This window comes from Aquiflexum lacus (assembly GCF_015476655.1).
Taxonomy (GTDB): Bacteria; Bacteroidota; Bacteroidia; order Cytophagales; family Cyclobacteriaceae; genus Aquiflexum; species Aquiflexum lacus.
Genome location: NZ_JABFHF010000017.1, coordinates 43,552 through 64,874, shown reverse-complemented (window position 1 = coordinate 64,874; position 21,323 = coordinate 43,552). Strand labels below are relative to the sequence as shown.

Below are 21,323 nucleotides of genomic sequence, written 5' to 3'. Positions count from 1 at the left end.
AATTTTATTTTTTTCCATATCCACTTCTTTAGGAAAGTGATATAAACATAAAGTGGATTAAATATTCAATCTACGCATCTTGAACACCTACTGATCACTGGAAAATCCCGTCTTCGGACTTCCGACTTCTATTACTTATAATCCACAAAATACATATCGATATTACCCTTATTTTTTGCAGCTATTTCACTCCTGTTGTATGTTTTCCTCATAAGGCGGGTCCTTGGAACTAACAGTACCATCAGTGAAACCTGAATAAATTTAATTATTTCTTTCTGTGGTTTATTAAAAATTCTGAAATTTAGTACATTTAAAAATCATTTATTTTGGATTTCGAAATTTCAAGCCAATAGAATTCCGTCAAACATGAAACCCACAGATACCAAAAATCCCGAATACTACCACAAAGTAGTGGACTGTCAATACGCATGTCCCGCACATACACCTGTTCCGGAATATATCAGGTTAATAGCTGCTGAAAAATTCACTGAAGCCTACATGATCAATTGGGAGTCAAATGTATTTCCCGGTGTATTGGGAAGGACCTGTGATCGCCCTTGTGAACCTGCCTGCCGAAGAGTTCGGGTAGAAGAAGAACCTGTAGCCATTTGTAGGCTAAAAAGAGTTGCCGCTGACAACAAAGGCGATGTCAAGAAACACATGCCCCAAGGCCCCTTCCCTCCAAACGGAAAGAAAATCGCTCTGATCGGAGGTGGTCCTGCATCCTTGACAATGGCAAGGGATTTGGCACCTTTGGGATATGAAATCCATCTTTTTGATGAACAGATTGCCGGAGGCGGAATGATGCGAAGTCAGATCCCTTCCTTTAGGCTACCTGAACAAGTCCTCAATGAGGAAGTGAATTATATATTGGACTTGGGTATCCATACCCAATTTTTAACTTATGTCAAAAGCCTGAAAGAAGTTTTAAGCCAAGACTATGATGCCGTATTTGTAGGCACCGGTGCTCCAAGAGGTAGAGATCTACCAAAACTACCCGGAAGAAAGGAAGCAGATGCGCATATCCATATTGGAATAGAATGGCTGGCCAATGTTGCATTTGAACACACCAAGTCCATCAACAAAAAAGTAATCGTACTAGGTGGTGGCAACACTGCCATGGATTGTTGCCGGACTTCAAGAAGACTTGGCGGAAAAGATGTCAAAGTGGTGGTAAGGAGTCCATTTGAGGAAATGAAGGCATCACCTTGGGAGAAAGAAGATGCAATCCATGAAGACATAGAAATCATTGACAATCATGTTCCCTTGAGTTTTGAGCATGAAAATGGAAAACTTACTGGAATGAAATTCCAAAAAGTAAAAGCTGTCTATGATGAGAATGGCAAAAGACAATTGCTTCCGACAGGAGAGGATGATGTGTTTATCGAGGCAGATGAGGTATTGATCGCCATCGGTCAGGAAAATAGTTTTCCTTGGATCGAAAGAGATTTGGGATTGGATTTTGACAAGTGGAACATGCCGGTAGTTGATGAGGTGACATTCCAATCAACCAACTCAAAAGTTTTCTTCGGAGGTGATTCAGCCTTTGGTCCTAAAAATGTAATCACTGCAGTAGCCCATGGCCATCATGCAGCAGTTTCCATCCATCTTTTTTGTGAAGGCGAAAGTCTCTATGATAGGCCTTCTCCCTATACCAATCTGGTCAGCCAAAAAATGGGCATCCACGAATGGAGTTATGATAGTAGTGTGGCCATTGACCAAAGATACCTTGTTCCACAGGCAAAAAAATCTTTGACCTTAAAAGACAGAAAAAAAGAGGTTGAATTGGGTTTTGAAATTGCCACAGCCTATCGGGAAACACAAAGGTGTCTCAACTGTGACGTGCAAACGGTATTCAAAGAGGATCGCTGTATTGAATGTGATGCCTGCATGGATGTTTGCCCTACCTCTTGCATCACCTTCACCACCAATGCCGAAGAACCTGAATTGAGACAAAAACTTTTGGTTCCTGCTGAAAATCTGGAGCAGGACCTTTTGGTGTCCTCAGAACTAAAAACAGGTCGAGTCATGGTCAAAGATGAAGATGTCTGCCTTCACTGTGGACTTTGTGCCGAAAGATGTCCGACCTCAGCTTGGGATATGCAGAAGTATTTTTATTCCGTCACCAAAGCCAATCAAATGTCAACCGCTTTTCCCCCAATAGAAAAATGAGTCAATCCATTAATGATTTTATTGTCCGTTTCGCCAACGTAAACGGAACGGGTTCGGCGAGTGCCAATTACCTATTTGCAAAAGCAATTTTCAGAATGGGTATACCTGTTACACCCAAAAACATCTTCCCTTCCAATATCCAAGGCTTACCCACTTGGTATGAGGTAAGGGTAAGTGAAAAAGGCTATTTGGGAAGAAGAGAAGGCATCGACCTGATGGTATCTGTCAATCCACAAAGTATGGCACAGGATGTCAAGAGCGTCAAGTCGGGGGGCTATTTCATGTATGACAGTACCAAAAAGCTGCCTGAAACGCTTGTCAGGGAGGATATTCATTATTTGGGTGTACCGATGATGGAAATGTCAAATCAGGCATTTTCTGATCCTAGAAAACGCCAATTGCTAAAAAACATCATTTATGTTGGCGCTTTGGCCAAATTGATCAATCTGGAAATAGAAGAAATAGAAAAGTTGGTCGGTGAACAGTTTGAAGGAAAAGCCTCATTGATTGAAGCCAATCACATTGCCTTAAAATTAGGTATGGACTTCGTAGAAGCAAACTTTGACTTTCCACTTCCATTTAGACTGGAAAGAAAAAATCTATTAAAAGGTAAAATTCTTATTGATGGCAATACTGCCTGTGGTTTGGGTGCAGTGTATGGTGGGGCAACGGTCATGGCATGGTACCCTATTACACCTTCCACCTCAGTAGCAGAAGCTTTTGAACATTATTGTGAAGAATACAGAACTGACCCCGAAACCGGGGAAAAAAAATTTGCGATTATTCAAGCAGAGGATGAACTGGCGGCCATGGGAATGGTCATTGGTTCCAATTGGAACGGGGCAAGAGCATTTACTGCCACAAGTGGCCCGGGAGTTTCTTTGATGAATGAATTCATTGGCTTGGCCTATTTTGCAGAAGTCCCCGCAGTCTTGGTAGATGTGCAGCGGGCAGGACCAAGTACCGGAATGCCTACAAGAACGCAGCAACCGGACCTGATGCTTGCAGCTTATGCATCCCATGGAGACACCAAACATGTTTTGCTTTTGCCAAGCACGCCCAAGGAATGTTTTGAAATGACAGCGCAAAGTTTTGACCTAGCAGAGAGACTGCAAACACCCATCATGGTGATGACTGATCTGGACTTGGGAATGAATGACCATATCAGTGAACCTTTTGAATGGAATGATAAAAGAAAATATGATCGTGGTAAAGTATTGAATGCCGAAGAACTGGAACACGTTGGTAGATTTGGAAGATACTTGGATGTAGATGGAGATGGTATTCCATTTCGAACTTATCCCGGAACCCACCCTACAAAAGGAGCTTTTTTCACCAGGGGTACTTCACGGGATGAATATGCTGCATACACTGAAGATGGAGCAGCCTATAAAAGAAATATGGACCGATTGATGGTTAAATGGAAAACTGCAAAGAAAATAGTCCCTTCTGCAAAGTTGTATCAAAAGAAAAATCAGAGCCCTTATGGAATTTTATTCTTTGGTACCTCAACCTTTTCATCCGAAGAAGCAAAAGACTTACTTCTACAAAATGACATTGTCGTGGATGCCATTCGGATCAAAGCATTCCCCTTTGGTGCTGAGGTGTTGGAATTTATCAAAACTCATGAATTGGTTTTTGTCATAGAACAAAACAGAGATGCACAGATGCGCAGCATGATGATGATAGAGATGGAAACCAATCCTGCCAAACTGATACCTGTCCTGAATTATGATGGCATGCCGATTACAGCAGATGCCATCAAAAACCAGATTACAATCTACCTTCAACAAACTAAAAACCTAGACCATGAGTTATCTAAAACCACAGTTTAAACACCCCAAACTGCCAAAAAATAAAATTGGATATACCATTAAGGAATATGAAGGTCCTTTGTCTACGCTTTGCGCTGGCTGTGGCCATGATAGCATCAGTGCGGCCATTGTACAGGCCTGCTTCGAGATGTCAGTAGAACCACACAAAGTTGCCAAGATTTCCGGAATCGGATGTTCTTCCAAAACACCAACCTACTTTTTGGGCAATTCCCATGGCTTTAACTCTGTCCATGGCAGGATGCCTTCTGTTGCCACAGGTGCGAGCATGTCCAATAAAGACATGGTATATTTTGGGGTTTCCGGAGATGGTGATTCTGCATCCATTGGCATGGGGCAATTTGTCCATGTGATCCGTAGAAATCTCAACATGGTCTATATAGTCATGAACAACGGCTGTTACGGGCTGACCAAAGGCCAGGATTCTGCCACTGCTGATCAGGGTTCTAAAAGCAAAGCAGGCTCCGTCAATCCATTTCAGGCCATCGATTTGGCAAGTTTGGCGATAGAGTTGGGTGCTCCATTTGTGGCCCAGAGTTTCAGCGGGGATAAACAACAATTGGTACCCATCATTAAAGCAGCCATGCACCATAAAGGTTTTGCCTTTATCAATGTCATTTCGCCTTGTGTAACCTTTAACAATAATGCCGGGTCGACCAAGTCTTATGATTATGTCAGACAGCATATAGAGGCAACTTCTACCTTGGATTTTGTTCCTGAAATGCCAATCATCACCACCAAATACGATCAGGGCAAATCCACTAAAGTAGCATTGCATGATGGTTCTATCATTCAGCTTAACAAACTGGCAACAGATTGGGATCCCGAAGACAGGGTATCTGTTGTAAACGCCCTGCAACAGGCAAGACTGAAAAATGAGATTCTGACCGGCCTCCTTTATGTCAATACAGAATGGAATGACCTTCATGGTACTTTGAAGACCTGTAAAACCCCACTAAATAAATTGACAGAAAAGGATTTATGTCCAGGAGAGGAAATTTTGGAGGGAATTAATCGGAATTTCAGGTGAAATGATTAATTGACTCTGAATCAATAGGATATTTTAGGTTAGGAAAGTTAGGTGCCCAATGTTAAATTATATTAAAAATAGTTGGTAACTTACCAACTATTTGATAATTTTACTAAATTTTAAAATTAAAATTGAGTAAGAATCGTAAAAAATATCAGTTTAACTAGATAAGAATAGGTTATTAGAAAACGATGTAAAATTTAAATAATGAAAATCATATTGTCCAGAAAGTTGGATAAATTTGTTATAAAGCATGCTGATTCAGCCAAAAGCCTTAAAGTATGGAAAATGATAACTTCAAAGGCAATTTGGAAAAAAAGTACAGATGTTCTTCAAGATTTTCCCAATGCCAAGATCATCAAAAATAATAGGGCTAGATTTAAGATTGTCGTTAACAAATATCGGTTGATTATTGAAGTTGAATATGAGGATGGAATTGTTGAAGTTAGGTTCATCGGTACCCATTCAGAATACGACGAAATTGATGCCGAAACTATTTGATTAAAATAGAAATTAAAGATTAGAAAAAAATGAGCTACCAAAATTGGTTTTTGATTGAGACAGACCAAGAATATGAAAATGCCGTAGCGAGGTATTCAGAAGTTAAGCATGCACCAAAAGGAACAATAAAACATAAAGAAAAGCTTCTTTTGGCGCATCTTATTTCTGAATTTGAGAATCAAAATTCTGATTTACCTGATGTAGATCCGATTGAAACAATTAAAATCAGGATGGAGGATTTTGGCTACAATTCAACAGACTTGGCTAAAGTATATGGTGATAAAGGGACTGTAAGCAAAGTGCTTAACTACAAACAGGCACTATCTATAACTATGATCCGTAAATTCAGCGAATTGCTTCACATTCCAGTAGATACCCTAGTTAAAAAATATGATCTTAACATTGGCTCTTGATGTAAAATCGAGCACATAAAAAATATAAAAACCGAATCCTTGATTCGGTTTTTTTTAACTTTTAATCCTTTTTGATCTCAACTTCCAGCTTTTTGGTTTTTACCGAGCCTCCATCAGAACTGATTTTTATCTGGGTATCTGCTTCTTTTTCAGTTTTGACTTCGATTGTAGTCTCTTTTACTGTTTCCTTTGCAGGTTTGTTATTGCAGCCAAAGGCCAATGATAAGGCTAGGAAGCCTAATACTCCAATGATTTTCATAATGCTATTTATTATTTTTGTAGGTGGAAAAGAAGATCCAAAAATGAATTATTTGGATTGGGTGATTCTTACTCCGGTAGAAAGGTGATGATAATAAAGGGCATTAGCTAAATATTGTTTTTATCCATGCCAACATTCGTCCAATCCGCAGGACTGCATCAGTTCATTGTTGAATATGTTTTGTGTTTCAGGAGTCATCACCCTTGATCGTTGTTTTTTCCAAGCATCCAATCTTTCTTTTCCATAGATATACTGCAACCTTTCTGGTGTAAGTACCCTGTTAATTTTTCCCCAATGAATACTATATTTGATACCTTCTGCCTCCAAAGCTTCCAACATCATTTTATAAAACTGATGATTAATTGCTGCATCTACCCCATCCAATTCCATCACCACAGATTTTGGAAATTTAGTAAATCCTAGCGTTGCGTCTGACCCTTTTACAAACCTAAAGGCAAGAATACCTGCCAGTTTGCAGGACTTATTGATCTCAAGACAATGTTGCAAGGCCTTAACCACGTCTTTGGTATCCAGACAAATGGCTGCACTGAAGACTTTCCCTCTAAATCGGGTATTTGTAAAAGTTTCACTAATCGTCCCTATCAGATCCTCCGGCCTACTGTATGCCATATCAAATAAGGAATTGACCAACTTGGGTACCAAGGCACGGTTGAGAAACCCTACAGTAGATTGGACTCCATCCAAAGCCGATTGGATCAAACCCAATGTATCATCACCATAAGTAAATCCATCCGTGATATGGTCAATCTTTTTATAATCATCTCTGTAGGACACTTTGAACATAGACCTGAAATAGGCACCTTTTTCCGGGTGGTTGAATTCAAAATCATGTGGATTGACCGCCATTTCAAAATGGTAAAGATGATTGGCAGGATCATTCCAAGTGTATTTGAGTTTATCCTGGATCAAATCAAAATCCATATTGGTTACTGCTTCAGCCATTTTTTGATCAAAAGGTATGCGTTGCAGTTTTTGTTCCAATAGAAATTTGTCTTCTACTTCCACCAATACGCCATGGATAATCCCAAAGCTTCCAAAACTGACCAAAATGGCATTAAAAAGTGCATCGTCTATAAATACTTCTGCCCCTATCTTTTGATGAAAAATATGGGAAGTGATTTTACGGGAAGCTCTTTCTACATAAATATGCCTATCAGATCCAGTGATGACATGTAAACCAACCACCATGTCAGGAAGTGCTCCAGAAAATACTGCAGCACCATGCGTACCTGTTGAAAAAGCACCGACAATGGTCTGACCATTACTGCCACCACTGACCTTGATGCATTTTGCAGGTTGACATTGCTTTTCGAGATATTCGTTGATATTGATGATGGTATTGCCGCATTGGAGAAAGCGGTAATCTTCGGTTTTTCCGCCGTTACTCAAAAACTCCTGATCGAAATTTTCCGAACCCAACAAAAATTTATGGCGGAGTCTCTTGGTATTGATAAGGGCATCTTCGCTTACCGCAGCTTTACTGAGGGACCATCCACTGCCCATAGCCCTGACGTTCAATTGTTTTTCAAGGCAGTGTTTGATGATCCATTGAAAATTCTCTGTGCATTTATTGTACTGTGATAGCTGATCCAGGTTTTGAAATGAAGGGTCATCCAAAAACATGTCAAATGATTGGTCTTCATCCAAAGGTTGGGTGAAATTCTGGTGTACGTTGGTGAATTCCTTGATCTTCCAAGGTCTGACTCCGGCTGGGAATGGCATGGCTTATCGGTTTAAATTTCTCCTGGTTTAGGTTCTTCTGCACAACAGAAATACTCTAAGGTCTGGGGCACAACAATCCCCAAAGTGATAAATGAAACAATGATTTGACCTGCATTCGTTTTTGAAGTGACTTGGCAGATCGACTTGCAACTGGGGTCTGTCCTTACATCCACAGGCTGTCTCAATCCCCAAAAATAGGAGACCTTTGTGACTGTTGTTGGTACTGGGTTGTCAGAATCATATTTGGCTACTACCCTTAAGTTAGAACAGGCTGATAAAAGGAATATCAGACTGAAAAACAATACTGCCAATTGTATTCTATGTCTTGGATCAACATTCATAAGCAATGAATTAGAGGAGTTAACAATCTAAAAATCAAATATTAAAGAGGATTGAATGTAAACAATTTTGAGGGTAATGGCAAGAATAGTGGAAATGTATTTTTTTAATTCAATTATGCTTGAAATTTATTTGAAAATAAATTAACTTCATGACAGTTAAGTTTTTAGAGTTTTTTTTCACCAATAAATATTTTAGTCATGAAAAGCGAATCAAATCAATCCTTAGTTCCCATTATTGTTTATTTTATACCAGAATTCAGTAATCCCATCATTTCAGAGGAAGATTTAATGGGAGGAGATATAAATAAAATTATAAATTCAAAAAGCCAAGAGATAGAAGATCTCATTGCTAAGATAAATGAATTTTGTTCTTCTTATGGAATCAACCCTGAAAGCATTTTCTACTTGTTTGAGGTTGGATTCACATCTGAATTTCCATTGGAGAAAATTTCAAGTTTAGAGGCTGATCAATATGTCGGGTTTCTTGAGGAGGACATCATAATGCAAAGTGGACCTGCATCCCAAAGGAGTAGACCAAGGATGCAAGGCAGAAGTAGACCAAGGATGCAAGGCAGAAGCAGGCCAAGGATGCAAAATGGAGAACTTGTCTCATTATTTGAACCTTATGATACCCAATTTAATACAAGTTGCGCTGTCTTGTTATCGGGAGGCCCGGTTCCCAATAGTAGTAGTAGAAGGATTTGGGTTCTTGATACAGGGATAGATGGGAATCATCCTGACCTCAATGTCAATAGTCAACTTTCAACTTCCATTCCTAGTACTTTGGGAAGTCCATTGGTAGATAAGAATGGTCACGGAACGCATTGCGCAGGAATAGCTGCTGCAAAATCCACAAATGGCAATCTGTATGGAATGAATGGCATATCTATGGGAGCCGAACTTGTATCAGTTAAAATCCTAAATGAATGTGGTATCGGAAGATTCTCATATGTTTTTCATGCCTTAGAGCATGTGTTGATTCATAAGAGACCTGGGGATGTAGTCATGTTATGTCTTGGAGCAGTGGATCCATATTTGAGCTTTGATACCGACAATCCAATAAGTTTAAGAATAAAATGGCTTACTGAGCTATATAAGGTTTTTGTAGTAATGTCAGCGGGAAATGATTTTGGTGATGCAAATTTGAATTTTCCTGGTAGCTATTCCTATCCAACAAGAGCTATCACCGTGGCAGCGTTGGACTACACCTGCCAATATATATCCGGATTTGCACTTTATTCTAATTTTGGAACCTGTGCCAAATGGGCTGCTCCCGGAAGCGATATTTATTCAACTTTACCCAACAATGATTATGGATACATGTCGGGTACCTCAATGGCCTGCGCCCTGACAGCAGGGATAGTTCATGCAAAAAATGATTTACCCTCAACTCAGGATTATATAACCTACAGAGGTCAGGATTACAAAATCCCTCATCTATAGCAATCCAAAAATGTAGCAATCCCTTTATTAAGATTATCATTGTTGATTTTAAGGGAGTTCTTCCGTTTTAAATTAACTTTCATATTCTGATTGTTAACTGATCTTTTAAATTCAGCTTCATCATTAAAGACATCAAAAATGGGGTTATGGGTTAAGAAAAAAATATCATTCCAATGGTGTATTTCAGCTTCTTTAAGAGATTTTAGACAATTGTTCAAATCCTCTTTAACAGCATAATATTTAACCAAATCAAAAAAAATTTCGGGATCCTGACTCCCAGCTTTGATATTGCCATCCAAATAGGCTTTACAACCTTCTATTAATATTTCGGACTTGAATTTATTGTTTTTGATGATTTTTTCAAGATAGCCGAGATACATTACCATAGGATTCGCCTCACAATTAAGCTGGTTTGGATCTAATTGATAGGCAAAATTGAAATTCAAATATGCCTTTTCGAAATCCCTACACATAAAATAAATCATCCCAGCCATTTCCCGCTTGTTTTTTTCCTCAATATCAAGATTTAATATTTTTTCTGCCACCTCTTTGGCTGCCACCAAGTCATTCAACCCTATATGGGCATAGGCCAATTGCTCAAAACTAAGAAGGGTTGGTTTAATTTTAATTGATTCCTCAAGCCAACAAATTGCATTTTCATAATCCTTTAACAATCTATAATTCCAACCGATATTTTGGAAAGAAATAAAACTCTGCGGGTTGAGTTTTACTGATTTATCCAAATAAATCAGAGATGAATCGATTTTACCAAGTACCATGAGGGTTGAACCCAGATTTGCCAATGCCCGCGAATTGTTACTATTGATAGAAATTGCTTTTTTAAAATATCCCACAGCCGCCTGATAATCAAATTTATAATAACTGGCGCTTCCAAGGGATAAATATGCATCTGAATACATTTGGTCAATTTTCAATGCGGCATTGCTGAAATAGATACTGGAATCTATCCAATAATCTCCCATACCATAATAATAATAATTCTGGGCATAGGCATCGGCAAGTCCTTGGTAGGCTTCTTTGAAGTTTGGAGATAATCTCAAAGCCTTTTTAAACTCCCTGATTGCCTCCTGATTTTCTGCCCTATCGTATTTTTGATACTTCTTTTTCCCTAATAAAAAAGCCAGATAGGCATCCTGACTTTCTGTTGGGTTTGAATTCAGGTTTTCCATTTCCAATACCGTCAACTTTACATCGAGTCTTTTGGAAATTTGGAGGATAATTTGCCTGTTTAATTCAAGGATATCCTGCATTTCATCTCCAACAGGAAAATCTTCTGACCATAGAATATCGTCATTATCAGCCTCATATAGTTTGATATTTATTTTCCTGTTTTCGCCATTTTGATATGTATTTCCAGTCACAAGATATTTAACCCTCAATTTATTGGATATGGCATTGACTGGCTGATTTTGGATATTATATTTTTTGGAACTGGCTGTATCAATTACTATAAAAGATGATATCTTGGATAATCCATTTATCAAATTGTCTGTAAGGTTAAAATTCAAAGAATCATTCACCTCTGAATATTCAATATCATAAAAAGGTAAAACCGCTATGGACTTTTCATTGATATTGATTATTTTTTTCATAGATGACTTATGGTAAATACCGAAAACCACCAAGCCAAGAGTCATTAAAATGAATCCCCATGTCAGGAATTTTTTAACCCTACTTTCCAATAACTTGAGCATTTCCCCTCTTTTGGGAATTACAAGTCCATTATTCGTAAGAGCAAATATTTCAACAGGCTCTTTTACATTTTTTAACCTAAAGTGGCCGAGGGAGATTGAATGTAAATCTGAAATGTTTTCCAGATTTTTTCGTATTTCTTTTGAGAATAAAACCGAACCTGGTAGCCCTAAAGTCTGAACCCTTGATGCGATATTTACCGCATCCCCAAAAACATCGTTCCCATCCAAAATCACTTCACCATAATGGATCCCAATCCTAAGCTTAAGTACTTTGGAATTTAAATAGTGTGTTTGAAGGTCACGTGCTGCCTCAACAGCTTCCTTGCAACTTGGAAAAGCGCACAAAACACCATCTCCCAGTTCTTTTATCAATCTCCCATGGTGGTTTTTGATTATTTGCTGATGAATTTTAGTGTTTTCCTTAACCAATCGGAATGCCAAATCTTCATTTTCACCCATTAAGGCTGTATATCCAACAATGTCGGAAAACATAATTGCAGAATAGGTTTTATTTGGCCCCTTTTTTAACATAAAAAAACAATCCGATCTAATATATAACTTTTTGCATTATTTTCTTCCCAAATCCGCTACTATTTTCACATGCCCCAAATGATGTTTCCCATGCCAGGCATACAGGGCTATGGTCTGATCAAGGGGAATGGATTTCTGCTTTTCGGGATGAAAAAAAGTCTTTTTTAAATCCTCAGGCCCCAATGATTTCAAAAGTGCGACCCACCTTTCATGTAACCCTTCAAGCAACTTCAAGCTGGATTCAATAGGATAATCCCAACCATCAGGCAACTTTGCCCACTTGGCCTCATCATAGCCTTTGATGGTCGGATTGTTTTCGGTAAGCGCTAATTTGAACCGGATGAAACTGTTCATATGACTGTCTGCGCAATGATGCACCACTTGTCTGACAGTCCATCCACCTTCCCGGTAAGGGGTATCCAATTGTCTTTCTTTAAGGTTTAGAACCGCATCCCTAAGCAAATTCGGAAAGGATTCTATTTCCTCAATCCACAATTGAATCATTTTATAAGTGATTTCATTAGGAGAAATAAAAGGGCCTATGGGATATTTCATAAATACATTTTTTTGATTTGGAATTTACTGAAAATATTTTAGTTACGCTGATTGAATATCCTGGTATTTTACTAAGTTTCGGAAATTTTTAATTTCATCACCCATGAAAAAAAATCTCGCAGCCATGATCATGGCAATCACCTTGGTTTCCTGTGAACCAATGGAAACCCCAAACAATTTATCAAAACAAGCATTCAATATCAGAATTGAAGCAGACTATCTTGAAGAAAATGAACCTGCTTGGATTTTATTGCATGATATGGAAGGCAACCCATTGGATTTCAAACCCTTTTCAAATAATGTAAACTTGGCATTTGAAATTGATAGCAATGAAGAACGGGTACTTGTGACCGTTGTCAAAAAGCGGGATAGAGAAAGTTTTGACCGATACATTGTTGAAACAATCACTTCTGTAGATTCTAAAAAGGAGTTTGTCCTGGGATTAAAAAAACCTTTGAGAAGTAATTCTTTTGATCCGAATGGAGAATTCGAAGTAATTGTCTCTCATCAGCAACATTTGAATTCAACTTTCATCAGCAACTCAGAAGGGCATACTTCAGGGTCAGCTATTTTTGGAGGATTCCAATCCAGTGCCAAAATGACGCTATCACAAAACAGCCAAAATTACTTTGCCAGTACGCGGTCTGATTCGGAAGAGATCAGGTATAGTTTTATTTCCCAACCTCAAAATGGGCAGCAGGTCAACTTGACCTTTTCTCAAATGCAGACTTTTGATAAAGTTTTAAAAATCCCCTATTACCAGGTAGGTAGCCTGATTTATACGGTGAAGGTTCTCGAAAAAGTCGCTGGCAATTGGAAAGAAAGCTTTTGGTTAAATACCAATATACAGGAAGGCCATCCAGCCATTGACGATTATCAGATCGGGTATTTGAACCGATTTGAAACCTACGAAACGTTTATCAGAGCTACAATTTCAAGTCAGACCGTCGCTGGCTTGGTCAAAATTGGAAAGGCACCAACAACTTTACAATTGCCCCTCAGTAAAAATATAGACATGATATCCTCCAAGATCAGCAATCCAGAAATCAATAGTGACATGGTTTACAACAACTGGTCGGGAGATTGGAGACTGCGGGATGGGTCGGGAAACCTCACCGTAATGTGGACTGTTTGGGGAAAAGATTCTGGCTTTAAGTTGAAAGCATTTCCATTGGAATTTACCACCGATCATCCACAATTTTCCAATTTGGAGTCATTCCAACTCATTTCCATGAAGCTAATGCAGAGCCATTTGGATTATGAAAATCTGGTCGAACGGAAATATGTTGAGCTGGACATTTTGGAGGAAACGGAGGAATATTATTTGCAAAAGAGGTTTTGATCAAAGGAAAATATTTAATCGACCCCAAAAAGATTGAATACATCCCTTGAACCATCCAAAGTCATGGCATACTCTCCCGGTTGCAATTCAGATATATTGACCAAATAAGAACTCTCACCATATTTGGTAGCTTCAAAGGGTATAAATTCAATGTCAAGTGTAGAGGACTTATTGAAGTTAACTTTACCGGTGACGATCAACCTGTGATCCTTTTCAGAATCAGATTCCATCTTAAAAATATTGATGACATCTACAGGATCAAAATGGTTTTCTTTGACTTTGACAATAAACTGGATGTTTTCATTGTGGGCGGTACGTACAGGGCTTGAGGAACCCTTTACCATATTCATCCCTTTTGCTTTGGATACCCCAAAAATAGCAGCACCGATATCTGCTTTTGATGCATTGGAAGACTTTTGTTTTTCAAGCTTTTCTCCTGTATTCGGATCTTTTACCAAGAGAATAATTCCAGTAAATTCTGGTTCTTCAATCGCAATATCCTGCGCTTGAAGGGTACCAAATAAGGAAATGATCAAGATAATTGACAGTAACTTTTTCATAAGGCTGGGAGGGTTAAGAAAGAAGTACTGGTCAATTTAACCATTTTTGGCAAAATTATCATTTCTTTTACAATGAAAGGATTTAAAAAAAACGCCACCCAAATATTTAATCCTTTTCCTGCAATACTTCATTTAACATGACCATAAGATCCTTTTTGATCTCCCTCTTCCCATCTGAAATCTCCCAGGCTTTTAGTATTTCAGGATGACCTGAAAGCAATTCTTTTATATATCTGTCATCCAAAACCCTGACGGTACCGAATTTGGGATTGAACAGATATAGGTTTGTCTTAGTAGAAGCTAAGGCTCCCACTAAACCAAAACTGGCAGTAGCAGCCGCATCAGTTACCTGATCTTCAAAAAGAAAATAAGGTCCAACTAACTGGGCTTTGACAAAATAATCTGCAGCAGTATATTGTGAAGCGTTCAAGTAAAAGGATTCACCATCCGAAAAAGCAAAAATTCCTTTGATGCGTTTATTGGTTTTTTCATCCATGGGCTGATACCTTGGAAACTTCCCTCCTTCTCCCATGCCTTTTATTTTGAAGCCTGTTGGGGATTCATTTCCAGAATCCAAATTTACCCATTCACTATAAGATTTGAAAAGACCCTTTCTCATCAATGGTTTGTAGTCCAAAAAACCAGATTTCTCTTCAATTGGAACAAAAGCCAACATCTGTTTTTCTGAAGAGGAAAACTGGTGCAGGCAGTTCATCAATACCTGATAAATCCGCTCTCCATGACCTGAGGTCACATCAAGACCTGACTCCTCAATGTTTGCTTCAAACTTACCGAATGAAAATATCTCCCCGTTTTCTTCCACCAAAACTTCTATGGCCAAATCCGCAAAACCAATTTCCTTGGTAGCCATAGTCCTTTCAGAAACACTGAGTCTGTCCACCTTCAGTACAACTTCGGTGACATCCGTATAAGTAGGCAGGTTATTTTGAAAATAACCCAATAGATAATCTTCTACAGGCTTTGAAAAGACAACATCTACCTGCCTGTTGGACATTCCTTTTTGAGCTGTCCCTATGGTTTCCTTCTGGATTCTATTATCCAAAACCGAGGTGATGTTAAACGTCTGATTAGGAATATAAATCCCATGATTGGGTATTTCAACTACATGGGATTTGACGTTTTGGCACTGACCATAATGCACCAACATGGTCAGCAAAAAGAGGGTGATAATCTTCTTCATAGGTTGATAAAATTTCGCATGGAATGTGAAGAAAAAAATTATAATTTCAATCATAGTTTGAAAAAATATTTTTGATGTTTGGAATAACTCTTTCCGCCAAATCTTCATGCCTAATACCTATTCAGGAATCCCTCTATATTCTTCGTTCTGGGAGTCGTCGATTTCTAAGGAAAGTAAGGTTTTCTTACCTCATTGAATGCACTTAAATATTTTGAAATATATGCCTCTTTTGATTTGGATTTATATTGCATGACATAGCGGGGATGTTCCAAGGCTATGATTTTCTTAAAGAAGCCAAATTGATTATTCAATTCGAGTAAAAACTTTTCGTTTTTCCCGGTACCAAAACAATAACATATATCAGTATATATTCCCATTTCTATTTGCTTTCGGATGTTTTCAATAATAAAATCAAAAACCGATTGGGTCAACTCCTTACTGTCATAATAATTGTAATTGACTTCTTTGCCATTCTTCCCTAATGAAGTAAAACCCAAGGGGCAGATTGAGTTGATATAAAATCTCTTGTAAAATGCTTCTTCGCCGCCAAAAGCATTAATTACCTCATAAACGAAAACCGAAGAAGGCTCGTGTGCCAAATGACCATTGAATTCAATCCCACAGTTCGCAATCAATCTTTTGGGATCTGTGAAAGGAATACCTGTCAGCCCTGCACCAAATCTCCCGGGATTTATCCCCAAGATCAAGTGTCTTTTATGATTGTCGTTGTAGTACTTTTTATAAAATGTAGATGAAATCGGAATAACATTTTTATCCTCCTGAAATGGATTCATGATTCGGATGCCCACTGGAAGTTTTCCTTTGAATTCAAGAGATGAATTATAGGAGATAATTTTATCGGCAAATGTTTTCATTTCAGAAGGTAAATAAAGAATATAGAATTAAGAAAGTTATCAATGCTTTTAAATTCAGCAGTTGCTAACTGCACAAATGGGTACCTTTCTGAAAAAGATTTCATATTCATTAGGTTGCGATGGGAAAAACCCCGTAAACCCTTTAGTTCTTGTTGTAAATCTTTAACAATTAGTAAGGATCCACATCCACCACAAACCTCACTCCCCTAAACTCCTTATGGGTCTGCAATTCCTCCATCAGGTGCTGCAGTTCCAGTTTGAAGTGGGCTTGGGCATTTCCGGCTTTGTCGAGTTTGGCGATGGATTCGAAGATATATTGGTTTTTGATTTTGCCGACAAGGCCTTTTTCCGGACCCAAGAGGATTTTCTTGACCTGGATTTCTGCCATCAGGTTATGTAGATTTCGTGCTGCCCTTTCGGCGGTTTTGAAGTCCTTGTGACGGGTGGTGACTTTGATGATCTTGACAAAAGGTGGATAGAAAAAGCGTTGCCGCTCCCCCATCTCCTGTACATAAAAATTTTTATAATCTCCTGACATGATTTGCCCGAAAATGGCCTGTTCAGGTTTTCTTGTCTGAATGATGACTGTGCCTCTTTTGTCCCTTCTTCCTGCCCTACCGGCCACTTGGGTGATCTGTTGAAATGCGCGCTCCCCTGCCCTGAAATCAGGGAAATACAAGATTCTATCAGCATCCATAATCCCTACTACCGTCACCCTATCGAAGTCCAAGCCCTTGGTAATCATCTGGGTTCCGACCAGGATATCCACATTGCCCCCACCAAAATCTTCCAGCAGTCTTTGATAGCCATACTTACTCCTTGTCGTATCCAAATCCATCCTGGCAATCCTGGCCTCGGGAAATAGCAGGGAAAGACTTTCCTCTATCCTTTCGGTTCCCAAGCCAACAGCACTCAGCTTATTGCCGCCACAGGCAGGACAGGCATGCGGTACTTTCTCTTTGAAGCCACAGTAATGGCAGCGCATTTCCTCCCCAAACTGATGGTAGGTCAAACTGACATCACAATGCTCACATTCCGGAATCCAACCACAATCTTCACAGGAAATATAGGGTGCATAACCCCTACGGTTTTGAAAGATCAATACCTGTTCCTGATTTTTCAGCGCTTCCTGTATTTTTTCCCTTAACAACCTTGTGAATTCCAGTTTGAGCAGGTTTTTCTTTTTATCCACCAGCATATCTGCCAATTGGTATTCCGGCAATTGCGCTTCCCCATAGCGGATGTCCAAAGCTACATAACCGTACTTTTTCATCCGGGAATTGTAGTAGGATTCAAAGGATGGTGTGGCCGAACCCAACAGTGTTTTTGCCTGATGGATCCATGAAAGCATGATGGCAGCATCCCTTGCTTGAAATCGTGGTGCAGGATCATATTGCTTGTAGGAAGATTCATGTTCCTCATCCACGATCACCAAACCCAAACTGTCAAAGGGAAGAAAAATAGAAGACCTAACACCGATGACAAAAGATAGCTTTCCACTCAGCACACCGTTCCAGACTTCTACCCTTTCATTGTCGGAATATTTGGAATGATACACCCCCATCTTGCTGCCGAATACCTGTCTTAATCTCCCGACCATGTGGGTAGTCAGTGCGATTTCCGGCAAGAGCAACAATACCTGAGAACCCCCTTCCATTGCTTCTTTGATCAAAGTGATATATAATTCCGTCTTGCCACTCCCAGTGATGCCATGAAGTAGGACGGTATTCTTTTCCTCAAATTGCGTTTTGATCTCTTGTTGGGCGGTAAGTTGTTGGGGTGAAAGAACTATTTCCTCTTCACTCCCTTCCATCTCCTCAAAGCGGCTGATGATGATCTTGTATTCCTCCAAAATCCCGTTTTTGATCAGGGTTTTGAGTGAGGAAACGGAAAGGCCTGCATCTGTAAACACCTTTTTGTCAAGGCCTTTTTGGTTGAGTTCAGGTTTTTTATAAACCGGGATTTCCTGCAGATATTTGAGCAGGATTTCCTCTTGTTTGGGTTTTGAAGCTATTTCATTGAAAAGGGTTTCCAAAAGACTTTTGTCCAGCACATATTCCTTTACCAATCGGATACGGAATTCAACTTTTGGACTGTATTTCTCTTTGACCTGTTCAAAAACCAAGATGGCTTCCTTGATGACGAGGCTTTTGATGATGCCGTGAATGGACTTGATTCCCAATACCGCTTCACAATCTTCATAACTCATTTCCTCTTTATTGGCCAAGGCCTGCAGGAGTAGTTCTTCCCTGTCATCTAAAGGGTAAGGGGATGTATCCGAATCATACGTAGGATTGATCTGAATCTTGCTTTCACTGCTGAGTTTGAGGCCTGAAGGCAGGGCTGCATTCATCACCTCGCCGATATGGCAACAATAATATTCCGCCATCCATGCCCAAAATCTGATCTGCAGGGGATTGACAGTGGCATGGTTGTCAAGAATATCCAATATCGGTTTGGCTTCATAGGCCACGGGTGGTTTTTGGTGGACTTTTCCGATAATTCCGGTAAGTACCTTTTTCTTGCCGAACTGAACAATTACCCTGAATCCTATCCCTATTTCCTCAGAAAGATTTCCAGGGATTTTGTAGGTAAACATTTTAGGTATGGGAACAGGCAATATGATATCTGCAAAAAGGTTTGTTTTGCTGTCCTCAGTATCGTATAGGTCTCCGAATAAACTCTCCAAAAGGAATATCAGGCTAAAGTTGGAAATTGTGCCAATGCTTCATCAACAGTGGTGACCGGCTTTTGGCAGGCCTTATTGAAGCAAACGTAAATTAAGGCATTTCCATCAGAATCTGCTGCTTTATATTCCAAAAGGGGAATATTTTCTCCGACATCTGCTGTCACTGATAAAACATAGTTGGGCAAGTACTGTCCCTGAAGCGCTTTTGCTTTTTGTTTGGCATCCTTTCCCACAATTGCCACCTCGGCTTTTGGAACCAAAGAATTGAGGTATAAAGATGCCCAATTGCACAAAAAACCCGGTTCTGTAATGATGAGCTTTTTCATGGCCCCCAACATTTTCTCTGAAATTTCGAGATATTGATCGTTGTAAAAATATAAGCCCAAATCGTGCAGGTTTCGGGCCATGATGGAATTGGAAGCCGGGATTACATTGTCAAACAGTTCCTTTTTATTGGCTATCAGTTTTTCTGCTTTGGGATTATTGAAAAAGAAAAATCCATCGGTCTCATCGTAAAATTGTTCCAAAACAATGTCTGTAAGTTCTTTAGCCTTGAGTATCCATTTGGTTTCAAAATCCAATTGGTATAGAGCAATAAATGCGCGAATCACCGCAGCGTAATCCTCCAAAAATGCTGGAGTATAAGCTTTCCCGTTTTTGTAGGAACGATAAAGAACAACATCTTTGAACATGTTTGCCAAGAGGAATTGACCATTGTTCAAGGCCAATTGTTTTGCCTTTTTCTCTCCTGTTGCCAGATATGCCTGCACCAGTCCGGAAATCATCAGTCCATTCCAGCCACTCAATACTTTGTCATCGAGACCGGGATAGATTCTTTTATTCCTGACTTCCAAAAGCTTGGCTTTAAGTTGATTCAATCTGTTGAGATAAGCAGAATCAGATAATCCTTCCTCTGATGCCAAATCTTGGTAATCTTTGGTTTGAAAAAGGATATTCACTCCCTCTTCCCAATTTCCCTGATATTTGAGGTTAAATAACTTTTTTAACCAAACCAGATTCTCTCCGGCTGTGGCTTCCAATTCATCGTAGGTCCAAGTATAGAATTTCCCTTCTACCCCTTCGGAATCCGCGTCTTGGGCAGCATAAAATCCACCTTCTTCCTGCAACATTTCCGATTCCAGCCAATGGATAGTTTCCATGACTTTCTCCCTGAAAAAATCTTCCCCACTGACCTGATAAGCTTTGGCAAAGAGTTCCGTCAATTGCCCATTGTCATAGAGCATTTTTTCAAAGTGTGGAGCAAACCACTCCCCATCAACGGAATACCTGGCAAAACCTCCCCGGAGATGGTCATATATCCCGCCCATGCCGATTTTCTTCAAAGTGAAAAAGACATGATCCAATAATGACTGATCCTTTTTCAATAAAGCATAATCCATTAAAAATGACCAAATGGCCGGCATCGGAAATTTGGGTTTTCGGTTCAAACCGCCCCATTCCCTATCAAATTGGACTTGGAGTTTTTGGACTGCATTTTCGAGTTCCTCCTTAGATAAATCTGCTTTTTCCAGACTGATTCCATATTTTTCCAATTCCGATCGGCCAAGGCTCCTTCCAAAATCTTCCGCACTTTCTGCCAATTGGTCATAATGGTTTTCATAGGCATTGGCTATATTCTGCAACAGTTCCTTCCATTGCTTGTTGGGGAAATAGGTGCCACCGTAAAAAGGTTTTTGGTCCGGCATCAGAAACACATTCAGCGGCCAACCCCCATTCAAGCCCATGGTCTGAATGGCATCCATATAGATATTGTCCAAATCAGGTCTTTCCTCCCGGTCAATCTTGATGCAAACAAAATGGGCATTCATGATTTCCGCTGTAGCCTCATCCTCAAAACTCTCCTTCTCCATCACATGACACCAATGACAAGCGGAATATCCGATACTGACAATCATCGGCTTATTCTCCCGCTTCGATTTCTCCAACGCCTCTGTACCCCAAGGATACCATTCCACAGGATTTTGGGCGTGTTGGAGGAGATAGGGGGATTGGGAATGGATGAGTTGGTTCATGTTATTAAGATTTTAGATCTAAGATTTTAGATTGTAGAATTAATGTCCAGTAGCTATTGGGATTAAATTGGAATGTTGTCCTCGTTTT

The 21,323-nt window shown here is 39.5% G+C and carries 17 protein-coding genes; 7 read left to right on the top strand and 10 right to left on the bottom strand.

Annotated elements, in window-relative coordinates:
• The first annotated feature begins 366 nt into the window (after positions 1 to 366).
• The 5 genes from HMJ38_RS15485 to HMJ38_RS15465 all read left to right on the top strand — a co-directional run bounded on the left by HMJ38_RS15485 (position 367) and on the right by HMJ38_RS15465 (position 5,948).
• Positions 367 to 2,172, top strand: a complete 1,806-nt coding sequence (locus HMJ38_RS15485; protein WP_194975325.1) for an FAD-dependent oxidoreductase — start codon at positions 367 to 369, stop codon at positions 2,170 to 2,172.
• Positions 2,169 to 4,007 (top strand): 2-oxoacid:acceptor oxidoreductase subunit alpha, encoded by a 1,839-nt coding sequence (locus HMJ38_RS15480; RefSeq protein WP_194975386.1) that lies wholly within the window; start codon positions 2,169 to 2,171, stop codon positions 4,005 to 4,007. The genes HMJ38_RS15485 and HMJ38_RS15480 overlap by 4 nt, the downstream gene beginning before the upstream one ends.
• Positions 3,982 to 5,034: a 2-oxoacid:ferredoxin oxidoreductase subunit beta gene (locus HMJ38_RS15475; protein WP_194975324.1), complete on the top strand. Its 1,053-nt coding sequence runs from the start codon at positions 3,982 to 3,984 to the stop codon at positions 5,032 to 5,034. Before HMJ38_RS15480 ends, HMJ38_RS15475 begins: the two co-directional genes overlap by 26 nt.
• A 207-nt stretch (positions 5,035 to 5,241) precedes the next feature.
• On the top strand, positions 5,242 to 5,535 hold the full coding sequence (locus HMJ38_RS15470) for a type II toxin-antitoxin system HigB family toxin (RefSeq protein WP_194975323.1): 294 nt from the start codon (positions 5,242 to 5,244) through the stop codon (positions 5,533 to 5,535).
• A 29-nt stretch (positions 5,536 to 5,564) separates the two neighbouring features.
• Positions 5,565 to 5,948 (top strand): helix-turn-helix domain-containing protein, encoded by a 384-nt coding sequence (locus HMJ38_RS15465; protein ID WP_194975322.1) that lies wholly within the window; start codon positions 5,565 to 5,567, stop codon positions 5,946 to 5,948.
• A 61-nt stretch (positions 5,949 to 6,009) separates the two neighbouring features.
• Here the strand turns inward: HMJ38_RS15465 and HMJ38_RS15460 are convergent, their stop codons facing one another.
• The 3 genes from HMJ38_RS15460 to HMJ38_RS15450 all read right to left on the bottom strand — a co-directional run bounded on the left by HMJ38_RS15460 (position 6,010) and on the right by HMJ38_RS15450 (position 8,291).
• Entirely contained in the window at positions 6,010 to 6,207 is a 198-nt protein-coding gene (locus HMJ38_RS15460; RefSeq protein WP_194975321.1) for a hypothetical protein, read from the bottom strand.
• 120 nt (positions 6,208 to 6,327) lie between these two features.
• Positions 6,328 to 7,950, bottom strand: a complete 1,623-nt coding sequence (locus tag HMJ38_RS15455; protein ID WP_194975320.1) for an FAD-binding protein — start codon at positions 7,948 to 7,950, stop codon at positions 6,328 to 6,330.
• An 11-nt stretch (positions 7,951 to 7,961) separates the two neighbouring features.
• Positions 7,962 to 8,291, bottom strand: coding sequence for a hypothetical protein (locus tag HMJ38_RS15450; protein WP_194975319.1), 330 nt, complete (start codon positions 8,289 to 8,291; stop codon positions 7,962 to 7,964).
• A gap of 198 nt (positions 8,292 to 8,489) precedes the next feature.
• Between HMJ38_RS15450 and HMJ38_RS15445 the strand changes: the two genes are divergently transcribed.
• Positions 8,490 to 9,734, top strand: coding sequence for a S8 family peptidase (locus HMJ38_RS15445; protein WP_194975318.1), 1,245 nt, complete (start codon positions 8,490 to 8,492; stop codon positions 9,732 to 9,734).
• Here HMJ38_RS15445 and HMJ38_RS15440 read toward each other — a convergent pair.
• Both HMJ38_RS15440 and HMJ38_RS15435 read right to left on the bottom strand, forming a co-directional pair.
• The gene (locus HMJ38_RS15440; protein WP_194975317.1) at positions 9,725 to 11,941 is read right to left on the bottom strand and encodes an adenylate/guanylate cyclase domain-containing protein; all 2,217 of its coding nucleotides are present in this window, start codon (positions 11,939 to 11,941) and stop codon (positions 9,725 to 9,727) included. The two genes, HMJ38_RS15445 and HMJ38_RS15440, sit on opposite strands and share 10 nt — an antisense overlap.
• 75 nt (positions 11,942 to 12,016) lie before the next feature.
• Positions 12,017 to 12,535, bottom strand: a complete 519-nt coding sequence (locus HMJ38_RS15435) for a YfiT family bacillithiol transferase (RefSeq protein ID WP_194975316.1) — start codon at positions 12,533 to 12,535, stop codon at positions 12,017 to 12,019.
• A 103-nt stretch (positions 12,536 to 12,638) separates the two neighbouring features.
• Here HMJ38_RS15435 and HMJ38_RS15430 point away from each other — a divergent pair, with 103 nt between their 5' ends.
• Complete coding sequence (locus HMJ38_RS15430; RefSeq protein ID WP_194975315.1) at positions 12,639 to 13,877, top strand: hypothetical protein; 1,239 nt, start codon at positions 12,639 to 12,641, stop codon at positions 13,875 to 13,877.
• 14 nt (positions 13,878 to 13,891) lie between these two features.
• Here the strand turns inward: HMJ38_RS15430 and HMJ38_RS15425 are convergent, their stop codons facing one another.
• From HMJ38_RS15425 to HMJ38_RS15400, 5 genes are all read right to left on the bottom strand, one after another.
• Positions 13,892 to 14,437, bottom strand: coding sequence for a hypothetical protein (locus tag HMJ38_RS15425; RefSeq protein WP_194975314.1), 546 nt, complete (start codon positions 14,435 to 14,437; stop codon positions 13,892 to 13,894).
• 106 nt (positions 14,438 to 14,543) lie between these two features.
• Positions 14,544 to 15,638: a DUF6563 family protein gene (locus HMJ38_RS15420; protein ID WP_194975313.1), complete on the bottom strand. Its 1,095-nt coding sequence runs from the start codon at positions 15,636 to 15,638 to the stop codon at positions 14,544 to 14,546.
• Positions 15,639 to 15,802: 164 nt separating this feature from the next.
• Positions 15,803 to 16,513: a uracil-DNA glycosylase family protein gene (locus HMJ38_RS15415; RefSeq protein WP_194975312.1), complete on the bottom strand. Its 711-nt coding sequence runs from the start codon at positions 16,511 to 16,513 to the stop codon at positions 15,803 to 15,805.
• A gap of 169 nt (positions 16,514 to 16,682) precedes the next feature.
• Positions 16,683 to 19,202 (bottom strand): replication restart helicase PriA, encoded by a 2,520-nt coding sequence (gene priA / locus HMJ38_RS15405; protein ID WP_194975311.1) that lies wholly within the window; start codon positions 19,200 to 19,202, stop codon positions 16,683 to 16,685.
• An 8-nt stretch (positions 19,203 to 19,210) separates the two neighbouring features.
• Positions 19,211 to 21,235 carry a thioredoxin domain-containing protein gene (locus HMJ38_RS15400; RefSeq protein ID WP_194975310.1) on the bottom strand — a complete coding sequence of 675 codons (2,025 nt, stop codon included), beginning with the start codon at positions 21,233 to 21,235 and terminating at the stop codon, positions 19,211 to 19,213.
• Positions 21,236 to 21,323 lie beyond the last annotated feature (88 nt).